This is a genomic window from Saccharopolyspora gloriosae, from assembly GCF_022828475.1.
GTDB classification, from domain to species: Bacteria; Actinomycetota; Actinomycetes; order Mycobacteriales; family Pseudonocardiaceae; genus Saccharopolyspora_C; species Saccharopolyspora_C gloriosae_A.
Genome location: NZ_CP059557.1, coordinates 4,391,216 through 4,406,799 on the forward strand (window position 1 = coordinate 4,391,216; position 15,584 = coordinate 4,406,799).

The following is a 15,584-nucleotide window of genomic DNA, read 5'->3' on the forward strand; positions in this document are numbered from 1 at the left end:
GTCCGGACAGCTCCGGCCGCGCGCTTCGCCGGGAGGTGGACGGCTGCTCGGAGCGTAGGTCGGCGGTGATGCCGGATCTAACACCGATCCGGCATCCGCCGATACCTTTTCTGACTTCGTCCCGAGCTCGCGATGCCCTGCAGCGAGCCTCGGGGCCGAGCCTCCTGAGCCCGCACGGGCACCGGCGCCCGCACGGCGCCGGTTCCCGGCGAACCGCGCGCGACCACCGCTGATACCGGCCCGGATGCGCTGCCGGACCCTGCGCGCCCCGCGCCCTGAAAGGAGCCCGGGATCTTGTTGCCGCCTCCCGGACTCAGCCTCGGAGGAGCGCGACAGGTGTATTGACGGTCACGTTCGCCCGGCCTAAGTTCCGTCTACACATGCAGACCGCTTGCACGTCTATAGACAGCCTGGTGTGTTCGAACCGGCCGTGAACGTGCCGCCGGGAGCGAACGACCAGAGGACCCGGAGAGACGATGATGTCTTCCGTACCCGCCGGATCACGACCCCGCCCCAGGCACGGCCCCCTCCGGAAGTTCCTGCGCCACGCCGTCGTGCTCACCACCGCCGCGGCGACGCTGTCGGGCTGCGCGGTGGCCAACAGCGACTCCACCGGAGACGCGGGCGCCGCCGACGGCTCCACGCTGCGCATCGTGCTCACGCAGGAACCGCCGACGCTCGAACCGTGCGAATCCTCGCTGACCTCCACGGGTGTTGTGGTGCGCTCCAACATCAGCGAACCGCTGATCGAACGCGACCCGTCCTCCGGCGAGCTGCGGCCGCTGCTGTCGACCGGCTGGCGCCGGACCTCCCCCACCACGTGGACGTTCGACACCCGCTCCGGAGTGCGGTTCCACGACGGGCGGCCGTTCACCGCCGAGGATGCGGCGTTCTCCATCGACCGCGCCGTGAACTCCGACCTCGCGTGCAACGTGGACGGTTACGTCTTCGAAGGCCGAGAGCTCAGCGTGCGGGCCGACGACGCGAACCGCCTCACCGTCACCACCGCCGAACCGGACCCGATCCTGCCGCTGCGGCTGAGCTTCGTGGAGATCGTGCCGCGCGGCACCAGCACCGAGGCGAAGGTGCGCGAACCCGTCGGCACCGGCCCCTACTCGATCGCCGACTGGCAGACCGGAGTCTCCATCTCCTTGCACCGCAACGATGACTACTGGGGAGACCGGCCCGCGTTCCCCGCCGTGCGCTACGTGTGGCGCGGCGAGTCGAGCGTGCGCGCCGCGATGATCACGAAGGGGGAGGCGGACATCGCCGCCGGCCTCGACCCGGAGGACGCGGATCAGGACGATTCCGTGGCCTACCCGAACAACGAGACCACCGCGCTGCGCCTCAACGGGCGGGAGGCGCCGCTCGACGACATCCGGGTGCGCAGGGCGATCGGCCTGGCCATCGACCGGCAGGGCATCACCGACGCGCTGCTCGACGGACTCGCCCAGCCCGCCGCGCAACTCGTGCCCGAAGGCGTCGTCGGCTTCAACCCGGCGATGATCGCGCCGCCACCCGATCCGGAGACCGCGCGCCGCCTGGTCGCCGAAGCAGCCGCCGACGGCGTCCCGGTGGACCGGCAGATCACGCTCATCGCCCGCAACGCCCAGTTCCCCAGGGTTTCCGAAACCGCCGAAGCACTGCAGTACCAGCTGGACCGGATCGGCTTGCGGGTGCGGATCCAGATGGCCGACACCGCCGAACACCTCCAGTACCAGCTGCGGCCGATGCCGGTGGACGCCGGACCGGTGGCACTGCTGATCATGCACGGCAACCAGGCCGGGGACGCGGCGTTCACCACCAGTCAATACCTGCTCAGCGAGGGGCCGCAGTCCTACTTCGGCGACCCCGAGCTCGACCGGCGCACCGCCCGCGCCGACGGCCTGTCCGGCCGGGCGCGCCAGGACGCGTTCGCCGCGATCTTCGCCGCCGAGCGGGACGCGGTCGCGCAATACGCCTACCTCGCGCACATGCGCGGCCTGCTGGGCATCGCGAAAACCGTGCGCTACGAACCGAATTCCGCCACCGGTGACGAACTTCGGCTCGCCGCCGTCACCCCGGCCGACGGGCAGGTCCGCTGACATGACGACCTTCCTGCGCAAACGCATCGGCTCCAGCGCGATCCCGCTGTTGGTGGTGGTGCTGGGCGTGTTCTGCCTGGCCCGGCTCACCGGCAGCCCCGTGGACCTGTACCTGCCGTTGAGCGCCACCGCCGAGCAGCGCGCCGAGTTCGCCGCCGAGCACGGCTTCGACCAGCCGATCCTGGTGCAGCTGTGGGACTACGTGCTGGGCGCGCTGCGGCTGGACTTCGGCGAATCCCTGCGCACCGGGCAGACCGCCGGCGAAATGGTGCTCGCCGCGTTCCCCGCCACCTTGCAGCTCGCCGCCGTCACCATGCTCATCGCGATCGCGGGGGCGGTGCTGATCGGCAGCCTCGCCGCATACCGGCCGAACTCGCCCGCCGACCGGACGGCGAGCTTCCTGTCGATGACCGCCGCCAGCATCCCGGACTTCTGGTTCGCGATCATGGGCGTGCTGGTGTTCGGGGTGAGCCTGGCGCTGCTGCCGACCTCCGGTGTCGACGGTGGCGCCGAAGTGTGGGTGCTGCCCATCGCGACGCTGCTGATCCGGCCGTTCGGCGTGCTGGTGCAGGTGGTGCGCGGCGCGATGGTGGCGGCGCTGTCCGCGCCCTATGTGAAGCTGGCGCGCAGCAAGGGAGCGAGCGAGAAGCGGGTGGTTTTCGGGCACGCGTTGCGCAACGCGACGGTGCCCGCGCTGACCGTCGCGGGCGACCTGACGATCGGGCTGATCAACGGCGCCGTCGTGGTGGAGACCATCTTCGGCTGGCCCGGCATCGGCAAGTTGATGATCGACTCGATCCTGCAGCGCGACTTCGCCGTGCTGCAGGCGGCCGTGCTGCTGACCGCCGTGACGATCTTCGCGCTGAACATCCTCATCGACGTCTGCTACGCGCTGCTGGATCCGCGCGTGCGCCAGACCGCCCCGGCCTGAGGGGGTCCGAAATGACCTGCGCAGGTGTCCGGGTAGCGGAACCTCAGCGGCTTCCGCGCCGCAGGATCGATTCGTCACGCAGGCCCCTGCACGGCGAAATCGCCGCCCTCGCAAGGAATCCGCCGAGAACCCGCCGGTGGTCGTCCTGCTCGAGCCGGTCACTGCTCAGCGGCTCCGCCGCGACAAGACAACGAGCCGGATCATCCTGCTCAGACGCCCAAGTGGCGGCCACGGCACTGCCGAGTCGGAGGAAACGACGATGACGACTGCGCAACTCCCGGCGAGCGCATCCCGGCGCCCACCGCGCTGGTGGGCGCTGCTGGGCAAGGATCGGATGGCCGCGGTGGCAGCCGTGATCCTCGGGATCGTGCTGGTCACAGCCGTGTTCGGGCCGCTGCTGCTCGGTGGCGCCGCCGTGCGCCAGGACCTGCGTGCCTCCCTGTTGGCTCCGTCGTTCGACCACGGCGCGACCGGTCTGCTGGGCACCGACGTGCTGGGGCGCAGCGTCCTCGCGCGGCTCGTCGAGGCCGCGGGCACCACGCTGTCCATCGCCGTTCCCGCGGTGCTGTGCTCGCTGCTGGTGGGCTCCGCCGTCGGCATGTGGGCGGGATTCCACGGCGGCAGGCGGGAGAACGTGGCGATCCGCGTCGCCGACGTGATCCTGAGCTTCCCGTCGCTGCTGCTGGCGGTGGTGGTGCTGTACGTGTTCGCGCCGAGCGCGGCGAACATCGTGCTCATCATCGCGCTGGCCCGCATCCCCGTGTACTTGCGCACCGCGCGCGCCGAGGCCGCCGAGCTCAAGAGCCGGCTGTTCGTGGACGCCGCGCGCACCTTCGGCACCGGCAGCGGACCGACGATCTACCGCCACATCCTGCCGATCGCGACGCCGACGCTGCTGACCGTGGCCACCACGGACTTCTGCTTCGTGATGCTCACCGAGTCCTCGCTGAGCTTCCTCGGCATCGGCATCCAGCCACCGGAGGTGAGCTGGGGGCTGATGGTGGCGCAAGGACGCCAGTACCTGCAGACGGCGTGGTGGATCGCGGTATTGCCCGGGCTGGCGATCGTGGTGACGACGGTGTCGGCGACGGTGCTGGCCGCGTGGGTGCGGCTGGCGGCCGACCCCGCGCAGCGCTGGCGGCTCACACTGCCGAAGACGAAGCGCTCTTCGTCGCGATCGCCCGCCGAACACGGCGAAAAGCCTTCCACCACAACGACTTCGACGAGCCCGCCGGACGTTGAGGCCCTCCCCGCGGACTCCGACGCTACGCGGGAGAGCGCAGCAGGCGCGCGGCCGGAAACCCAGCGGACGTCGGCGACTGCGAATCAGGCTCCGGAACCGGCGCTGGCCGTTGAAAATCTCACCGTCGACCTTCGCACCCCGCACGCGACGGTGCGCGCCGTCGACCACGTCGGTTTCTCCGTCCACAAGGGACGAACGTTGGCGTTGCTCGGTGAGTCCGGCTGCGGCAAGTCGATGACCGCGCAGGCCGTCGTCGGTCTGCTCGACCCGATCGCGCAGGTCGCGGACGGTGCGGTGCGGGTCTCCGGTACCGACGTGCTCCGGCTCGACGCCACCGCCCGCCGCAAGCTCGCCGGACCGGCGCTGTCCATCGTGTTCCAGGACGCGCTCACCGCGCTCAACCCGGTGCAGCCGGTGGGCAGGCAGCTCGCCGAACCGTTCCGGATCCACCGGGGCCTGTCCCGCCGCGAAGCGCGGGAGAAGGCCGTGGAGCTGATGGAGATCGTCGGCATCCCCGAACCACGTGCCCGCGCGCGGTCCTACCCGCACCAGTTCTCCGGCGGGATGCGGCAACGACTGCTCATCGCGATGGCCGTGGCGCTCGAACCGGACGTGCTGCTGGCGGACGAACCGACGACCGCGCTGGACGTGACGGTGCAGGCGCAGATCATGCGGCTGCTGCGGGATCTCCAGGTGCGCCAGGACATGGCACTGGTGCTCATCACGCACGACCTGGCCGTGGTCGCCGAGCACGCCGACGACGTGGCGATCATGTACGCGGGCACCGTGGTGGAGACCGGCCCCGTCGCCGAGGTCTTCGCGAACCCGCGCCACCCGTACACCAAGGGCCTGCTCGACTCCGTTCCCGAACACGCCGAAAAGGGCGAGCCGTTACCGGCGGTGCCCGGCAGCCCGCCCGAACTCAGCGCCATCCCCACCGGATGCGCGTTCCAAGCCCGCTGCCCGCTGGCCCGCGACCGCTGCACCGAGCAGCGTCCCGCCCTCACCCCCACCGGCGACTCCCGCGCCGCCGCCTGCCACTTCACCGAGGAGCTCACCCATGCCTGAGCCACTGCTGGAGGTTTCCGGGCTGCGCAAGACGTTCCGAGTGGCGCGGGGTGCCAGGCTCACCGCGCTCGACGGCATCGACCTGCGGCTGGAGCGAGGTGAGACGCTCGGGCTCGTCGGCGAGTCGGGCTGCGGCAAGTCGACGCTGGCCCGGCTGCTGCTGATGCTGGAACGCCCCGACGAGGGCACGGTGCGCTTCGCCGGTACGGACCCGTTCTCGTTGCGCGGCAAGGAGTTGCTGGCGTGGCGACGGCGGGTGCAGATGGTGTTCCAGGACCCGTTCGCCTCGCTGAACTCGCGCATGACGGCCGCCGACATCATCGGCGAACCGTGGCGCACGCACCGCGACGCCGCCCCCGCTTCGAAGGATGCCCGGATCCGGGAGTTGCTGGACCTGGTGGGGCTGCGCGCCGGGGACGCCCACCGCTATCCGAACGAGTTCTCCGGCGGCCAGCGGCAACGCCTCGGCATCGCCCGCGCACTGGCGCTCGGACCGGACCTGATCGTGTGCGACGAGCCGGTGTCCGCGCTGGACCTGTCGGTGCAGGCGCAAGTGCTGAACCTGCTGGCGGAGTTGCAGCAGCGGCTCGGGGTGTCGTACGTGTTCATCTCGCACGACCTGTCGGTGGTGCGCCACGTCGCCGACCGGGTGTCGGTGATGTACCTCGGCAAGATCATCGAGCAGGGCCGGACCACGGACGTATTCGACCGCCCGCTGCACCCGTACACTGCCGCGCTGATGTCCGCCGCACCGAAACTCCGACCGACTCCGGGATCCGAGCGCATCCTGCTCGGCGGCGAGATCCCGTCCCCGCTGAATCCGCCTTCGGGCTGCCGGTTCCGCACCCGCTGCCACCACGCCACCGACCGCTGCGCGGCCGAAGCACCCGCCGTGGTGAGCCGCGCGCAGTCAGAGCAGCACGAAGGCCGCTGTCACTTCCCGCTGACGCCCGCATGAGCGGCGGAGTGTTCGCGGCGCTGTGCGTCGTGGTGCTCGTCGGCGCGCTGTTGCAGGTCACGATCGGATTCGGGCTGGGGATGCTCGGGGCTCCCGTCCTCGCGCTGCTCGCCCCGGAACTGCTGCCCGCGGTGATCGTGCTGCTCGCGGCCGCGGTGACCGCGGCGGTGGTGCTGCTGGAGCGCGAACACCTCGACGTGCGCGGCACCGCGTGGGCGCTGCTGGGCCGCGTCCCCGGCGTGGCGACCGGGGCGATCCTGGTGGCGACGCTGCCCGCTCGCGCGCTCGCGCTGTGCGTGGCGGCGGTGGTCGCGCTCGGCGTGCTCGCGTCCTGGTGGGGTTTCACCCCGCACCCGACCCGCCGCGCCGTGACGGTGGCGGGCCTGACGTCCGGCCTGATGGCGACGACCACCGGTATCGGCGGTCCGCCGATGGCGATGGTGTGGCAGCGCTTCGCCGGGCCGCGGCTGCGCAGCACGATGAGCGCGTACTTCCTGCTCGGTTCGCTCATGACCTTCGCCGGACTGTGCTTCGCGGGCGCGGTGACCGCCGAGAGCCTGCACTACGCGCTGCTGCTCGCCCCGGCCGCGGCGGCCGGTGTGCTGCTGGCCCGCCCGCTCGCCGCTCGCCTCGACCTGGCCCGCACGAAGAACCTCGCGATGTTCCTGTCGCTGGTGGGCGCCGCCATCCTCACCGCACAGCAGTTCACGTAAGCGCCTGCGCCGAACTCCTCCGGACGTCCGGAGGGAATCGCTCCGGATCTCCGCGATCCGTACGCGTTCGGCTCTGGCGCGAACCGGCCGCGTTCGAGCCGCGGCGGCTCGAAAAGCGACGGATCCTGCTCAACGCTTCGGCTATCGTCGAAGACGAGTGGCGGCGACGCCGACGAGCCTTCCGGGAGGAGTTCCAGTGGACGACACCGCGAACGCGGCGCCGTTGGGGACGCGCCACGAGGTTTCGGGCGGTGCGATGTTGCTGCACCGGTCCGGTACCGGTGGGCCGTCGGTGGTGTTCCTGCCCGGTGGCGGGATGTCCGGCCTGTGCTACTGGAACGTGCACGACCTCGTCGCCGAGTTCACCACGAACGTGCTCTACGACCGACTCGGCCTCGGCTGGAGCGAGGCGGTGGACCTGCCGCGCAGCGGCACCCGGGTGACCGACGACCTGCGCGAGCTGCTGCGCGTCGCGGGCGTGCCCGGTCCGTACGTGCTGGTCGGGCATTCGCTCGGCGGCCTGCACGCACGGCTCTACGCGAAGCGCTTCCCCGGCGAGGTCGCCGGCCTCGTCCTGCTCGACCCGACCCACGAGAACATCGTCGACTACCTGCCGGAGCAGGCGGCGCAACAGTTCAGGAACTGGAACCCCGACGCCCGGTTCCCCTCCCCCGAACAGATCGAGGTGCTGCGGGCCGGGCACCGGGCCGCGGTCGCTCGACGGCTCGGCGACTGGCCTGCCGGCATCCGCGAACCGCTGCTGGATCGAGTGTTCGGCCGCGAGCAGTACGTGCGGTCCTTGCGAGAACCGATGAACCTGCCGGACCTGTTCGGCGAGATCCACGACGCCGGCCCCGATCCCGACCTGCCGGTGATCATCGTGTCCGCCATGGGGTCCGACACGGTGGCCGAAGAGCTGGCGCCGTCCGAAGACGACTCGCGGGCCGCTCAGTCGAACCAGGGCAAGCACCGGCTCTACACCGAGGTGGCCGCAGCGCTCCCCCGAGGCGAGATTCGCCGCCTGGACGACACCGGGCACTCGACCCTCGTCTGGAACCGGCCCGACGCCGTGGTTCAGGCCATCCGCGACGTGCTTTCGCGCTGACCTGACGGCGACACCGACTCCACGGCGGTACCGGTGGCGCGAGTTCTGACCGTGATGGCTGGGAATCCGTTCCGGAACCACAAAAAGCGCTCGTGACCAGGATCGGCGCTGCGCGAACCGCCGTCACGACGGCCGAATAGGTTACTCGCGCGTAATGAGATCGTCGAGGAGTTCCTCGTCCCGTTTTCGCGCTCTACACTCCGCTCTCGCAGCGCTGTGATCAGCGAGGATCTCGCCGACACGGCACCTTTTCCGGAGCACGGTGCCCGGCTGACCCCGCCACGTCGGCGGGCGCCGAACGCCCGGCTCACCCAGACGAACCCGAATCCCCAGCCTCCAGGAATTCGCAACGTCCGCATCGGTCAGGAAACGCACGACGGCGTGCGCGCTCAACGAGGAGATTCCGTGCAACCGATCACCACCCCACTTCGCACGTTCGGCTGGCGGACGCTCGTGGTCGCCGCGGCACTGGCGTTGGCCGCTCCCACGGGAGCCTCGGCCGCGACCGGCGAACCGCCGCAAGGACCGTCCGGCGACGAGTTCTACCAACCGCCCGCTCCGCTGCCCGAGGGCGTGAACGGTGACGTGATCTGGTGGCGCGAGCTGCCGCAGCAACTGGGCACCAAGGCGTACCTGGTGCTCTACCGCTCCGAATCCGCGACCGGGCAGCCGATCGCGGTCACCGGCCGAGTCCTGGTCCCGACCGCCGAGTGGAGCGGCGAGGGCGAGCGGCCGGTCGTGTCGATCGGCAGCGGAACTCGCGGGATCGGGGACGACTGCGCGCCGTCGAAGTTCCAGCCGGACTACGAGCGCCCGCTGATCGAGCCGATGCTCCAGCACGGGTGGGCGGTGGCGATCACCGATTACGAAGGTCTCGGCACACCGGGACCACATCCTTACGTGGTAGGGAAATCCGAGGGCCGCAGCGTGATCGACGCGGCTCGCGCCGCCACCAGGTTGCCTGCTGCCGGGTTGAGCCCGGACGGCCCGGTCGCGTTCTCCGGGTATTCCCAAGGCGGCGGTGCCGCGGCGTGGGCCGGTGAGCTCGCGCCGGACTACGCGCCCGAGATGGACGTCGCCGGAGTGGCCGCGGGCGGTAACCCGGCGGACCTGCAAGCGGTGTCGACGTTCTTGGACGGCAGCGTCGGATTCGGGTTCGAGATGCTCACAGCCACCGGATTCAACGCGGCGTACCCCGAGTTGGACCTGATGTCGTTCCTCAACGACAAGGGCAAGGAGACCTTCGAGAAGGAGAAGGACGCCTGCGTGGACGCGGTGTTCGGGCACGCCTTCGAGAAGATGGCGGACTACACGACGCACAGCCCGCTGGAGGATCCGCGCTGGCAGGCGCGGCTCGAGGAGAACTCGCTCGGTTCCCGTCCGCAGCAGGCACCGATCTACCTGTTCCACGGCACCCACGACGAAATCCTGCCGCGCGACCAGGCGGAGGAACTCCGCGATCAGTACTGCGCCGCGGGCTCCGACGTCACCTGGCGCACCTTCCCCGGTGAGCACGTGAGCACCTTGATCACCGCGGCGGGCTCCGCCGTCGACTACCTCGGCGCCCGCTTCGACGGCGAAACCCCGGAATCCGACTGCTGATCGCCGGACGGGCCGTCCCACCCCGGGACGGCCCGTTGACCGGACCGCAAGAACAAACTGAGCACTGCACGCCGAAGCCGATTCCTCCCGGTGAGCCCCCGTACCCGCCGCTGGAGTTCGCCGCCGTGCCGCGTCGGCACCCGTGAGCCGACCGGACTCCGGGTGGCCAGGTCCGCACCGAAGCCGACCGATTCGCCGCGGAGCTCATCCTGAGCGGACTTCAGCGGGGCGGCGCTTCTTCGACTGCTCCTGCCGCTTCCAGTGCGAGGTCGCCTTCGGGACGTCGTGTTCGCTTGCCGCGCTTCGGGCGCGTGCTGCCCGCGGTCAGGATCCACACGGTGGCCAGCACGATCGCGCAGCCCACGGACTGCACCGGTGTCGGCACATCGCCGAGCCAGATGATCCCGATCAGCACCGCGCCGATCGGCTGCAGCAGCAACAACGTCGACGACAACGCCGGAGCCAACCTGGGCAGCGCCGCCCCCACCAGGAGCCAGCCGACCGCCTGTCCGAACAACGCCACCAGCACGAGGCACACCCACGTGCGCGGCGTGAGGTCGACCTCGATGCCCGACGTGAACAGCCCGGTGATCGCGGCCATCGCGGCCGCGGCGAACGTCGCCACGAACACCGGGGCGACCAGGTACTCCGGGGATCGGACACCGCAATCCCTGGTGAAGTAGAGGTATCCGGAGTAGCCGAGCGCCGCGGCGAGCGCGAGCAGCGTGCCGCGCAGCGGAGCGCCTCCGCCCGGTACGGGGCCGACGACTCCGCCCGCCAGCGTGACCGCCACGAGCAGCACCGGAATCGCGACGACGAACCGGCGCGCGAGCGGAGTCCCGGTGATCACCCGCACCACGACGGGGAACAGCACGATCTGCATGTTGACCAGCACGGTCGCGATCCCCGGGCCGACGTCGCCGATGCTCACGTTCCACAGCAGGTAGTCCGCGCCGAGGAACGCGCCGCCGAGCAGTGCCATGACGACGAACCGCCGATCCGGCAGGCCGTGCTCGCGGATTTCGCGGACCAGCAACGGCACCAGCATGATCAGCGCCAGCGAACACCGGTAGAACGCCGTGGTCACCGAGGACGTCCCGGCCAACGCGATCAACGTCGCCGACATCGACAGGGACAACGCTCCCAGCACGACCCACACCACGGGCGCGGTCGATCCCATCGCCTCCGGCTTCACCCCAGCACGTTTCACGCCCTCACTGTGCCGCCCGGCGACTGCTCAGCACTAGTTACTATTTTTCGGGCGCTCCGTTTAGTGTCGGTTACGTGTTGAACTGGGAACGTCTGCGCGTGCTGGCAACGGTGGCCGAGCACGGTTCGATCGGCGCGGCCGCCGCCGCGCTGCACGTCACCGGTCCCGCCGTCACGCAGCAGATCCGCAAACTGGAACGCGAGGCGGGCACCGCGCTCGTGGAGCCGGAGGGCCGTGGGATGCGCCTCACCACGGTCGGATGGATCGTCGCGGAAGCCGCCGACGAGGCCGGCGGCAAGATCGCCGCCGCCGAGCACGCCCTGACCGAGCTCGACGGCCGCGCCGTCGGGCCGCTGCGCATCGGAGCCCTGCACAGCAGTTTCCGCCTGCTGCTGGCACCGGCCCTGCACACACTGGCACTGCGCCATCCCGACATCGTTCCCAGCGCGCGCAGCGGGGGTGGAGCGCTCGACATGATCCCGCTCCTGCTCAGCCACGACCTCGACGCGGTGATCATCGAGAACTGGTCGTCGCTGCCGGTGCGCATGCCGCCGCGGGTCCGGTTGCACCCGCTCGTCGACCACGATGTCGTCCTCGCCGTCGGATCCGGGCATCCGCTCGCGTCCCACGAGCGCATCACCTTGTCCGAGGTGCGCGGCCAGGCCTGGGCCGCGTGCCCGCCCGGAACGGACCACCACGAGGCGCAGCTGCACATCATGCGCCGTCACGACATCGAAGTGGACGTCCGGTTCGTCGCCGACGACTTCCCGACGCAGATGACGATCGTCGCGGGCGGGCTGGCCGTGTCGCTGGCGCCGCGAGCCGCCGTCGAAGGCTTCCCCGGAGTCCGGCTGCTCCCCGTCAGCCCGACGGTCACCCGCACCATCGCCGTCGCGATCCGCGGCGGTCTCCCGTCACCCGCCGTCACGGCATTGGTCGACGCGCTCCGCGAGGTCGTGCAAGTGCTCCCCGGCCAGACGCCGGCCAGCGGCATCTGGCCTGAACCCGGCCGTTGATCGTCAGGACTTGGTTTCTTCGGCGGCTCGTTCGGCGGCCTTTTCCTTGCGCCACTGCTCGTCGTTCTTGCCTTCGCGCCAGTAGCCGGAGATCGACAGGCGGTCCTTGCCGACGCCGCACTCGTTGAGCAGGTAGCGGCGCAGGTCCCGCACGAACCCGGCCTCGCCGTGCACGAAGGCTTGCACGTCACCGGCCGGGAACTCGGCCTCCCGCACTGCGGCGACCAGGTCGTCGTTCGTCGAGCGGTGCAGCCAGCGGACCTGCGCGTCGGCCTTGGTGGACAGCGACTGCTGTTCTTCGGGATCGCCGACCAGGACGAACGCCAGCACCTGAGCTCCGGCGGGCATCGCCTCCAGGGACGCGGCGATCGCGGGCAGCGCGCTCTCGTCACCGACCAGCAGGTGCCAGTCGGCGGCGGCGTCCGGCGCGTACGCTCCGCCCGGCCCGGCCAGCAGCAGCTCGTCGCCCGGCGCGGCGTTCGCCGCCCACGGCCCGGCGAGGCCGAGATCGCCGTGGTGCACGAAGTCCAGGGTGAGCTCGCCTGCCTGCTCGTCGTAGTGGCGCACCGTGTACGTGCGGGTGCTCGGCCACTGCTCACGGGGCAGTTCGGCGCTGATCACGCCGAGGTCGAACGGCTCCGGGTAGGCCACGCCGTCGACGGGGAAGACCACCTTCACGTACGCATCGGTGAACTCGTTGGCCTGGTAGTCGCGCAGCCCCTCTCCGCCCGCGACCACGCGGATCATGTGCGGGGTGAGTTGTTCCTTGCGCAGCACTCGCAGCCGCTTGACCGGCCTGGACTTGCCCACTTGAGCCATCAGCTCTCCTCATCACGACTGGGTTCCCTGAGGCAAGGCTAACCTGATGACGGAGTCCGGTTCAGCTCCCCCGGAGCGAAACCGCCCGAAGCGATCAGCGCACCGCGATCACCGCGAACGGCCCCGCGTCCCGCCGGACGAAGGCGGGCGAGTCGAACAGCGCCGGGTCGAACCGCACGTCGTAGACCTGAACGTTCGGCTGATGCGGGAACGCGTCGTGCGACAACGTCAAGTGCAGCCCGTCGGTCTCGTGGCGCAGCAGGAACGCGTCCGGCGCGGGTACGGGCTGCGCCGCAGCAGCGCGATCAGCTCGTCGGGGCCGCCCGCCGCCGCCCACTCGCGGATCACCGCGGCGCGGTCCTCGTAGGCGGCGAGGGGGTTGGCGTAGTGCGGGGTCTCCTGCTGGAAGCCCCAGTACGGGGCGAACGACATGATCGGGTGGTAGGTCGTCAGCAGCGTGATCTCCGCCGGTGCGCGCCCGGTGGCTTCGGCGAGCGCGGTGGTGAGCTCGTCGTTCCAGGCGCCCGGTTCCGCCGGGTCGGCCCGGCGCTGCGCGTTGCCGCCCGTCGGGTAGTAGTCCTGGTACGCCGGAGCCGCCGATTCCTCCACTGTGGACGCGAGCGCGGTTTCGACGGTGCTCACCGAGCCCGCCAGCGGGAGCAGGAACCCGAGCACCGCGACCTGCCGCCGCAACCGCGCGTCCAGCCGGGTTCGCGCCCAGCGCCACACGTCGAGCAGCCCCAGCACGCCGGCCACTGCCAGCAGCGCCTCCAGCGCCGCCGTCGTCCGGAACGCCAGCAGTGTCGTCTGCGCCGCCACCGCCAGCGTGGAGAACCCGAACCACACGTACACCGAGGCGGTCAGCACCAGCAGCGCCGCCGCGAGCTCGTTGCGCCGGAACGCCAGCACCAGCCAGCAGAAACCGGCCAGGCACAACGCGCCGAACAAGGTCGGTTCGAGGAACGGGAACGGCGGCACCGACTCCGCGGGCAGGTACCGGTTCGCGGCGCCCGCCGTCGCGGCGCCGCCCAGCTTCGCCAGCACGAACGGCGCCCACACCAGCAGCGCCACCGCTGCCGCGACCGCCCCGATCACCGCGAGCCGCAGCACCGGACCACCCATCGCGCGGAAGAACGCCCCGCCCGCGCGGGTTCGCCGCACGACGACCACGGCCGCCATCGCCACCAGCACCATCGTGGCGAACGCCAGGTAGAGCGCGTAGGTGATCGCCGTGAAACCCAGGAACAGCCCGATGCCCACCGTCGCGGCCCGGTGTGGATGCGCGCGGCAGCGCAGCACGTGCCAGGACGCCACCGCGACCGGCGCCAGCCACGCCACCGACATCCACGCGTACGGCTCGTCGAACCCGTGCAGGAATCCGCTGAGCGTGGTGGCGACGGCGCACAGCACGGCGATCCGCCTGCGGACCAGCACGCTCCACAACGTGAACGCGACGCCTGCGGTGACCGCGATCGTCAGCAGCGCGAACGGTTTGTACGCAGCCCACGGCGGCATCCCGGTCAGCTCGGCGAAGCGGCCGCCGAGCCAGAACCAGCCCGCCGGGTAGTACGGCGCCAGGCCCGGATAGTTCATGTCGGCCAGCGCGGGCGAGTCGGCGAACCGCGTCAGGTACTGCATCCGGAACATCTGGTCGATGGACACGCCGCCGTAGTACAGCCGGGTCGGTTCCAGCGGCCATGCCAGCACCGTCGTCGCCAGCGCGGGCAGCGCGATCCAGACGGCGGGCAGCCGCGATGCCACCGGAATCCGGTGCGCGAAGCGGGCGCCGCCGAGCAGCAGCGCCAGCAGCAGCGCCGCGCAGGCGGTGGCGGCGATCGACGGGAGCTCGGTGGGTTCGCTGAGCCCGAGCCGGGCGATGGGCAACTGCACCGCGAGGCTCACGACCACGGCCACCAGAACGACTACCGAGAGTTCACCTACGAACCGTCTCGGTGTCAGCCGAAGCGAACACGCCTGGCCATCCCCTGTCTCACCGGCCGCCGAGCTCATGATCAGGGTGACTATACGTATCTAATACTCGCACGCAAGAGTGAAGCACCTGGCGCCGCATCCCTGCTCTGAACGGCGCTCGGCAGCGCCGCGGCGAGGTGCTCAGTCCGGGCGCAGCCCCTGCGCCAACCGGCCGAACGCCGAGTCGAGGTGATCGTGCAGATCGGAGTCGGGGTCGGCCCGCTGCCAGCATTGGATCGCCACCCGCAGCGTGGTCACCGCGGTCGCCGCCAGCAGCCGCACGTAGGAATCCTCCTGCTCGCTGCCGGTTCGCCGGGCGATCCCTTGGACCAGAGCCCGCTCCAGGTCCCACGAAGCCAGCGCCACCCTGCTCACCAGATCGGGGTGATCACGCAGCACCAACGCCTGATCGCGCCAGGTGGGCGCGGCCATCGCGGTGTCGATCGCCTCGCCGAGCACCCTGTGCACGACGCTGAGCAGGGACTCCGCTTCCGGGCGGTCGACGATGCGCTGCGGGGTGCTCGCGATGGTCTGCGGGTCCCACGGGACCAGCACCTCTTCCTTCGAGGCGAAGTAGTTGAAGAAGGTGCGCGCCGACACGTCCGCGGCGGCGCAGATGTCCTCCACCGTGACCGACACCGCGCCGTGCTCCCGGAACAGCCGGACCGCGGCCTGCTGCAACGCCTGCCTGGTGGCGCGCTTCTTGCGCTCCCGCAGGCCTTCCTGCTCGCGCGGCCGGAGCTCGCCGGACGCTCGGGGCATCGTCGTTCTGGACATCCGGGCTCCCTTCACGGATCCGTCGCGGCCGGATGCACGTCGGGCCGTTCATCGTAGTGCGCGGCGCTCCCGACGCTCCGACTCCGC

The 15,584-nt window shown here is 70.8% G+C and carries 11 protein-coding genes and 1 pseudogene; 8 read left to right on the forward strand and 4 right to left on the reverse strand.

The genetic code is table 11. The features are described 5' to 3' along the window. The first annotated feature begins 476 nt into the window (after window positions 1-476). From H2Q94_RS18970 to H2Q94_RS19000, 7 genes are all read left to right on the forward strand, one after another. Window positions 477-2,084, forward strand: a complete 1,608-nt coding sequence (locus H2Q94_RS18970; protein WP_243788538.1) for an ABC transporter substrate-binding protein — start codon at window positions 477-479, stop codon at window positions 2,082-2,084. Window position 2,085: 1 nt separating this feature from the next. Further along, on the forward strand, window positions 2,086-3,015 hold the full coding sequence (locus tag H2Q94_RS18975) for an ABC transporter permease (RefSeq protein ID WP_243788539.1): 930 nt from the start codon (window positions 2,086-2,088) through the stop codon (window positions 3,013-3,015). Window positions 3,016-3,274: 259 nt separating this feature from the next. After that, complete coding sequence (locus tag H2Q94_RS18980) at window positions 3,275-5,326, forward strand: dipeptide/oligopeptide/nickel ABC transporter permease/ATP-binding protein (RefSeq protein ID WP_243788540.1); 2,052 nt, start codon at window positions 3,275-3,277, stop codon at window positions 5,324-5,326. After that, complete coding sequence (locus H2Q94_RS18985) at window positions 5,319-6,284, forward strand: ABC transporter ATP-binding protein (protein WP_243788541.1); 966 nt, start codon at window positions 5,319-5,321, stop codon at window positions 6,282-6,284. Before H2Q94_RS18980 ends, H2Q94_RS18985 begins: the two co-directional genes overlap by 8 nt. Then, window positions 6,281-6,997 carry a TSUP family transporter gene (locus tag H2Q94_RS18990; RefSeq protein WP_243788542.1) on the forward strand — a complete coding sequence of 239 codons (717 nt, stop codon included), beginning with the start codon at window positions 6,281-6,283 and terminating at the stop codon, window positions 6,995-6,997. The genes H2Q94_RS18985 and H2Q94_RS18990 overlap by 4 nt, the downstream gene beginning before the upstream one ends. 196 nt (window positions 6,998-7,193) lie before the next feature. After that, window positions 7,194-8,102 carry an alpha/beta fold hydrolase gene (locus H2Q94_RS18995; RefSeq protein ID WP_243788543.1) on the forward strand — a complete coding sequence of 303 codons (909 nt, stop codon included), beginning with the start codon at window positions 7,194-7,196 and terminating at the stop codon, window positions 8,100-8,102. Between the two features lie 405 nt (window positions 8,103-8,507). After that, window positions 8,508-9,704, forward strand: a complete 1,197-nt coding sequence (locus H2Q94_RS19000; RefSeq protein ID WP_243788544.1) for a lipase family protein — start codon at window positions 8,508-8,510, stop codon at window positions 9,702-9,704. A gap of 220 nt (window positions 9,705-9,924) precedes the next feature. Here the strand turns inward: H2Q94_RS19000 and H2Q94_RS19005 are convergent, their stop codons facing one another. After that, on the reverse strand, window positions 9,925-10,914 hold the full coding sequence (locus tag H2Q94_RS19005) for a DMT family transporter (protein WP_243788545.1): 990 nt from the start codon (window positions 10,912-10,914) through the stop codon (window positions 9,925-9,927). A 74-nt stretch (window positions 10,915-10,988) separates the two neighbouring features. Here H2Q94_RS19005 and H2Q94_RS19010 point away from each other — a divergent pair, with 74 nt between their 5' ends. Further along, the gene (locus H2Q94_RS19010; protein ID WP_243788546.1) at window positions 10,989-11,930 is read left to right on the forward strand and encodes a LysR family transcriptional regulator; all 942 of its coding nucleotides are present in this window, start codon (window positions 10,989-10,991) and stop codon (window positions 11,928-11,930) included. Between the two features lie 3 nt (window positions 11,931-11,933). On the opposite strand, the gene H2Q94_RS19015 is transcribed toward H2Q94_RS19010, so the two are convergent. From H2Q94_RS19015 to H2Q94_RS19030, 3 genes and pseudogenes are all read right to left on the reverse strand, one after another. After that, the gene (locus H2Q94_RS19015; protein ID WP_243788547.1) at window positions 11,934-12,749 is read right to left on the reverse strand and encodes a siderophore-interacting protein; all 816 of its coding nucleotides are present in this window, start codon (window positions 12,747-12,749) and stop codon (window positions 11,934-11,936) included. A 94-nt stretch (window positions 12,750-12,843) separates the two neighbouring features. Further along, a pseudogene (locus H2Q94_RS19025) lies at window positions 12,844-14,759 on the reverse strand (arabinofuranosyltransferase). Between the two features lie 102 nt (window positions 14,760-14,861). Continuing rightward, window positions 14,862-15,497 carry a TetR/AcrR family transcriptional regulator gene (locus H2Q94_RS19030; protein WP_243788550.1) on the reverse strand — a complete coding sequence of 212 codons (636 nt, stop codon included), beginning with the start codon at window positions 15,495-15,497 and terminating at the stop codon, window positions 14,862-14,864. Between the last annotated feature and the right edge of the window lie 87 nt (window positions 15,498-15,584).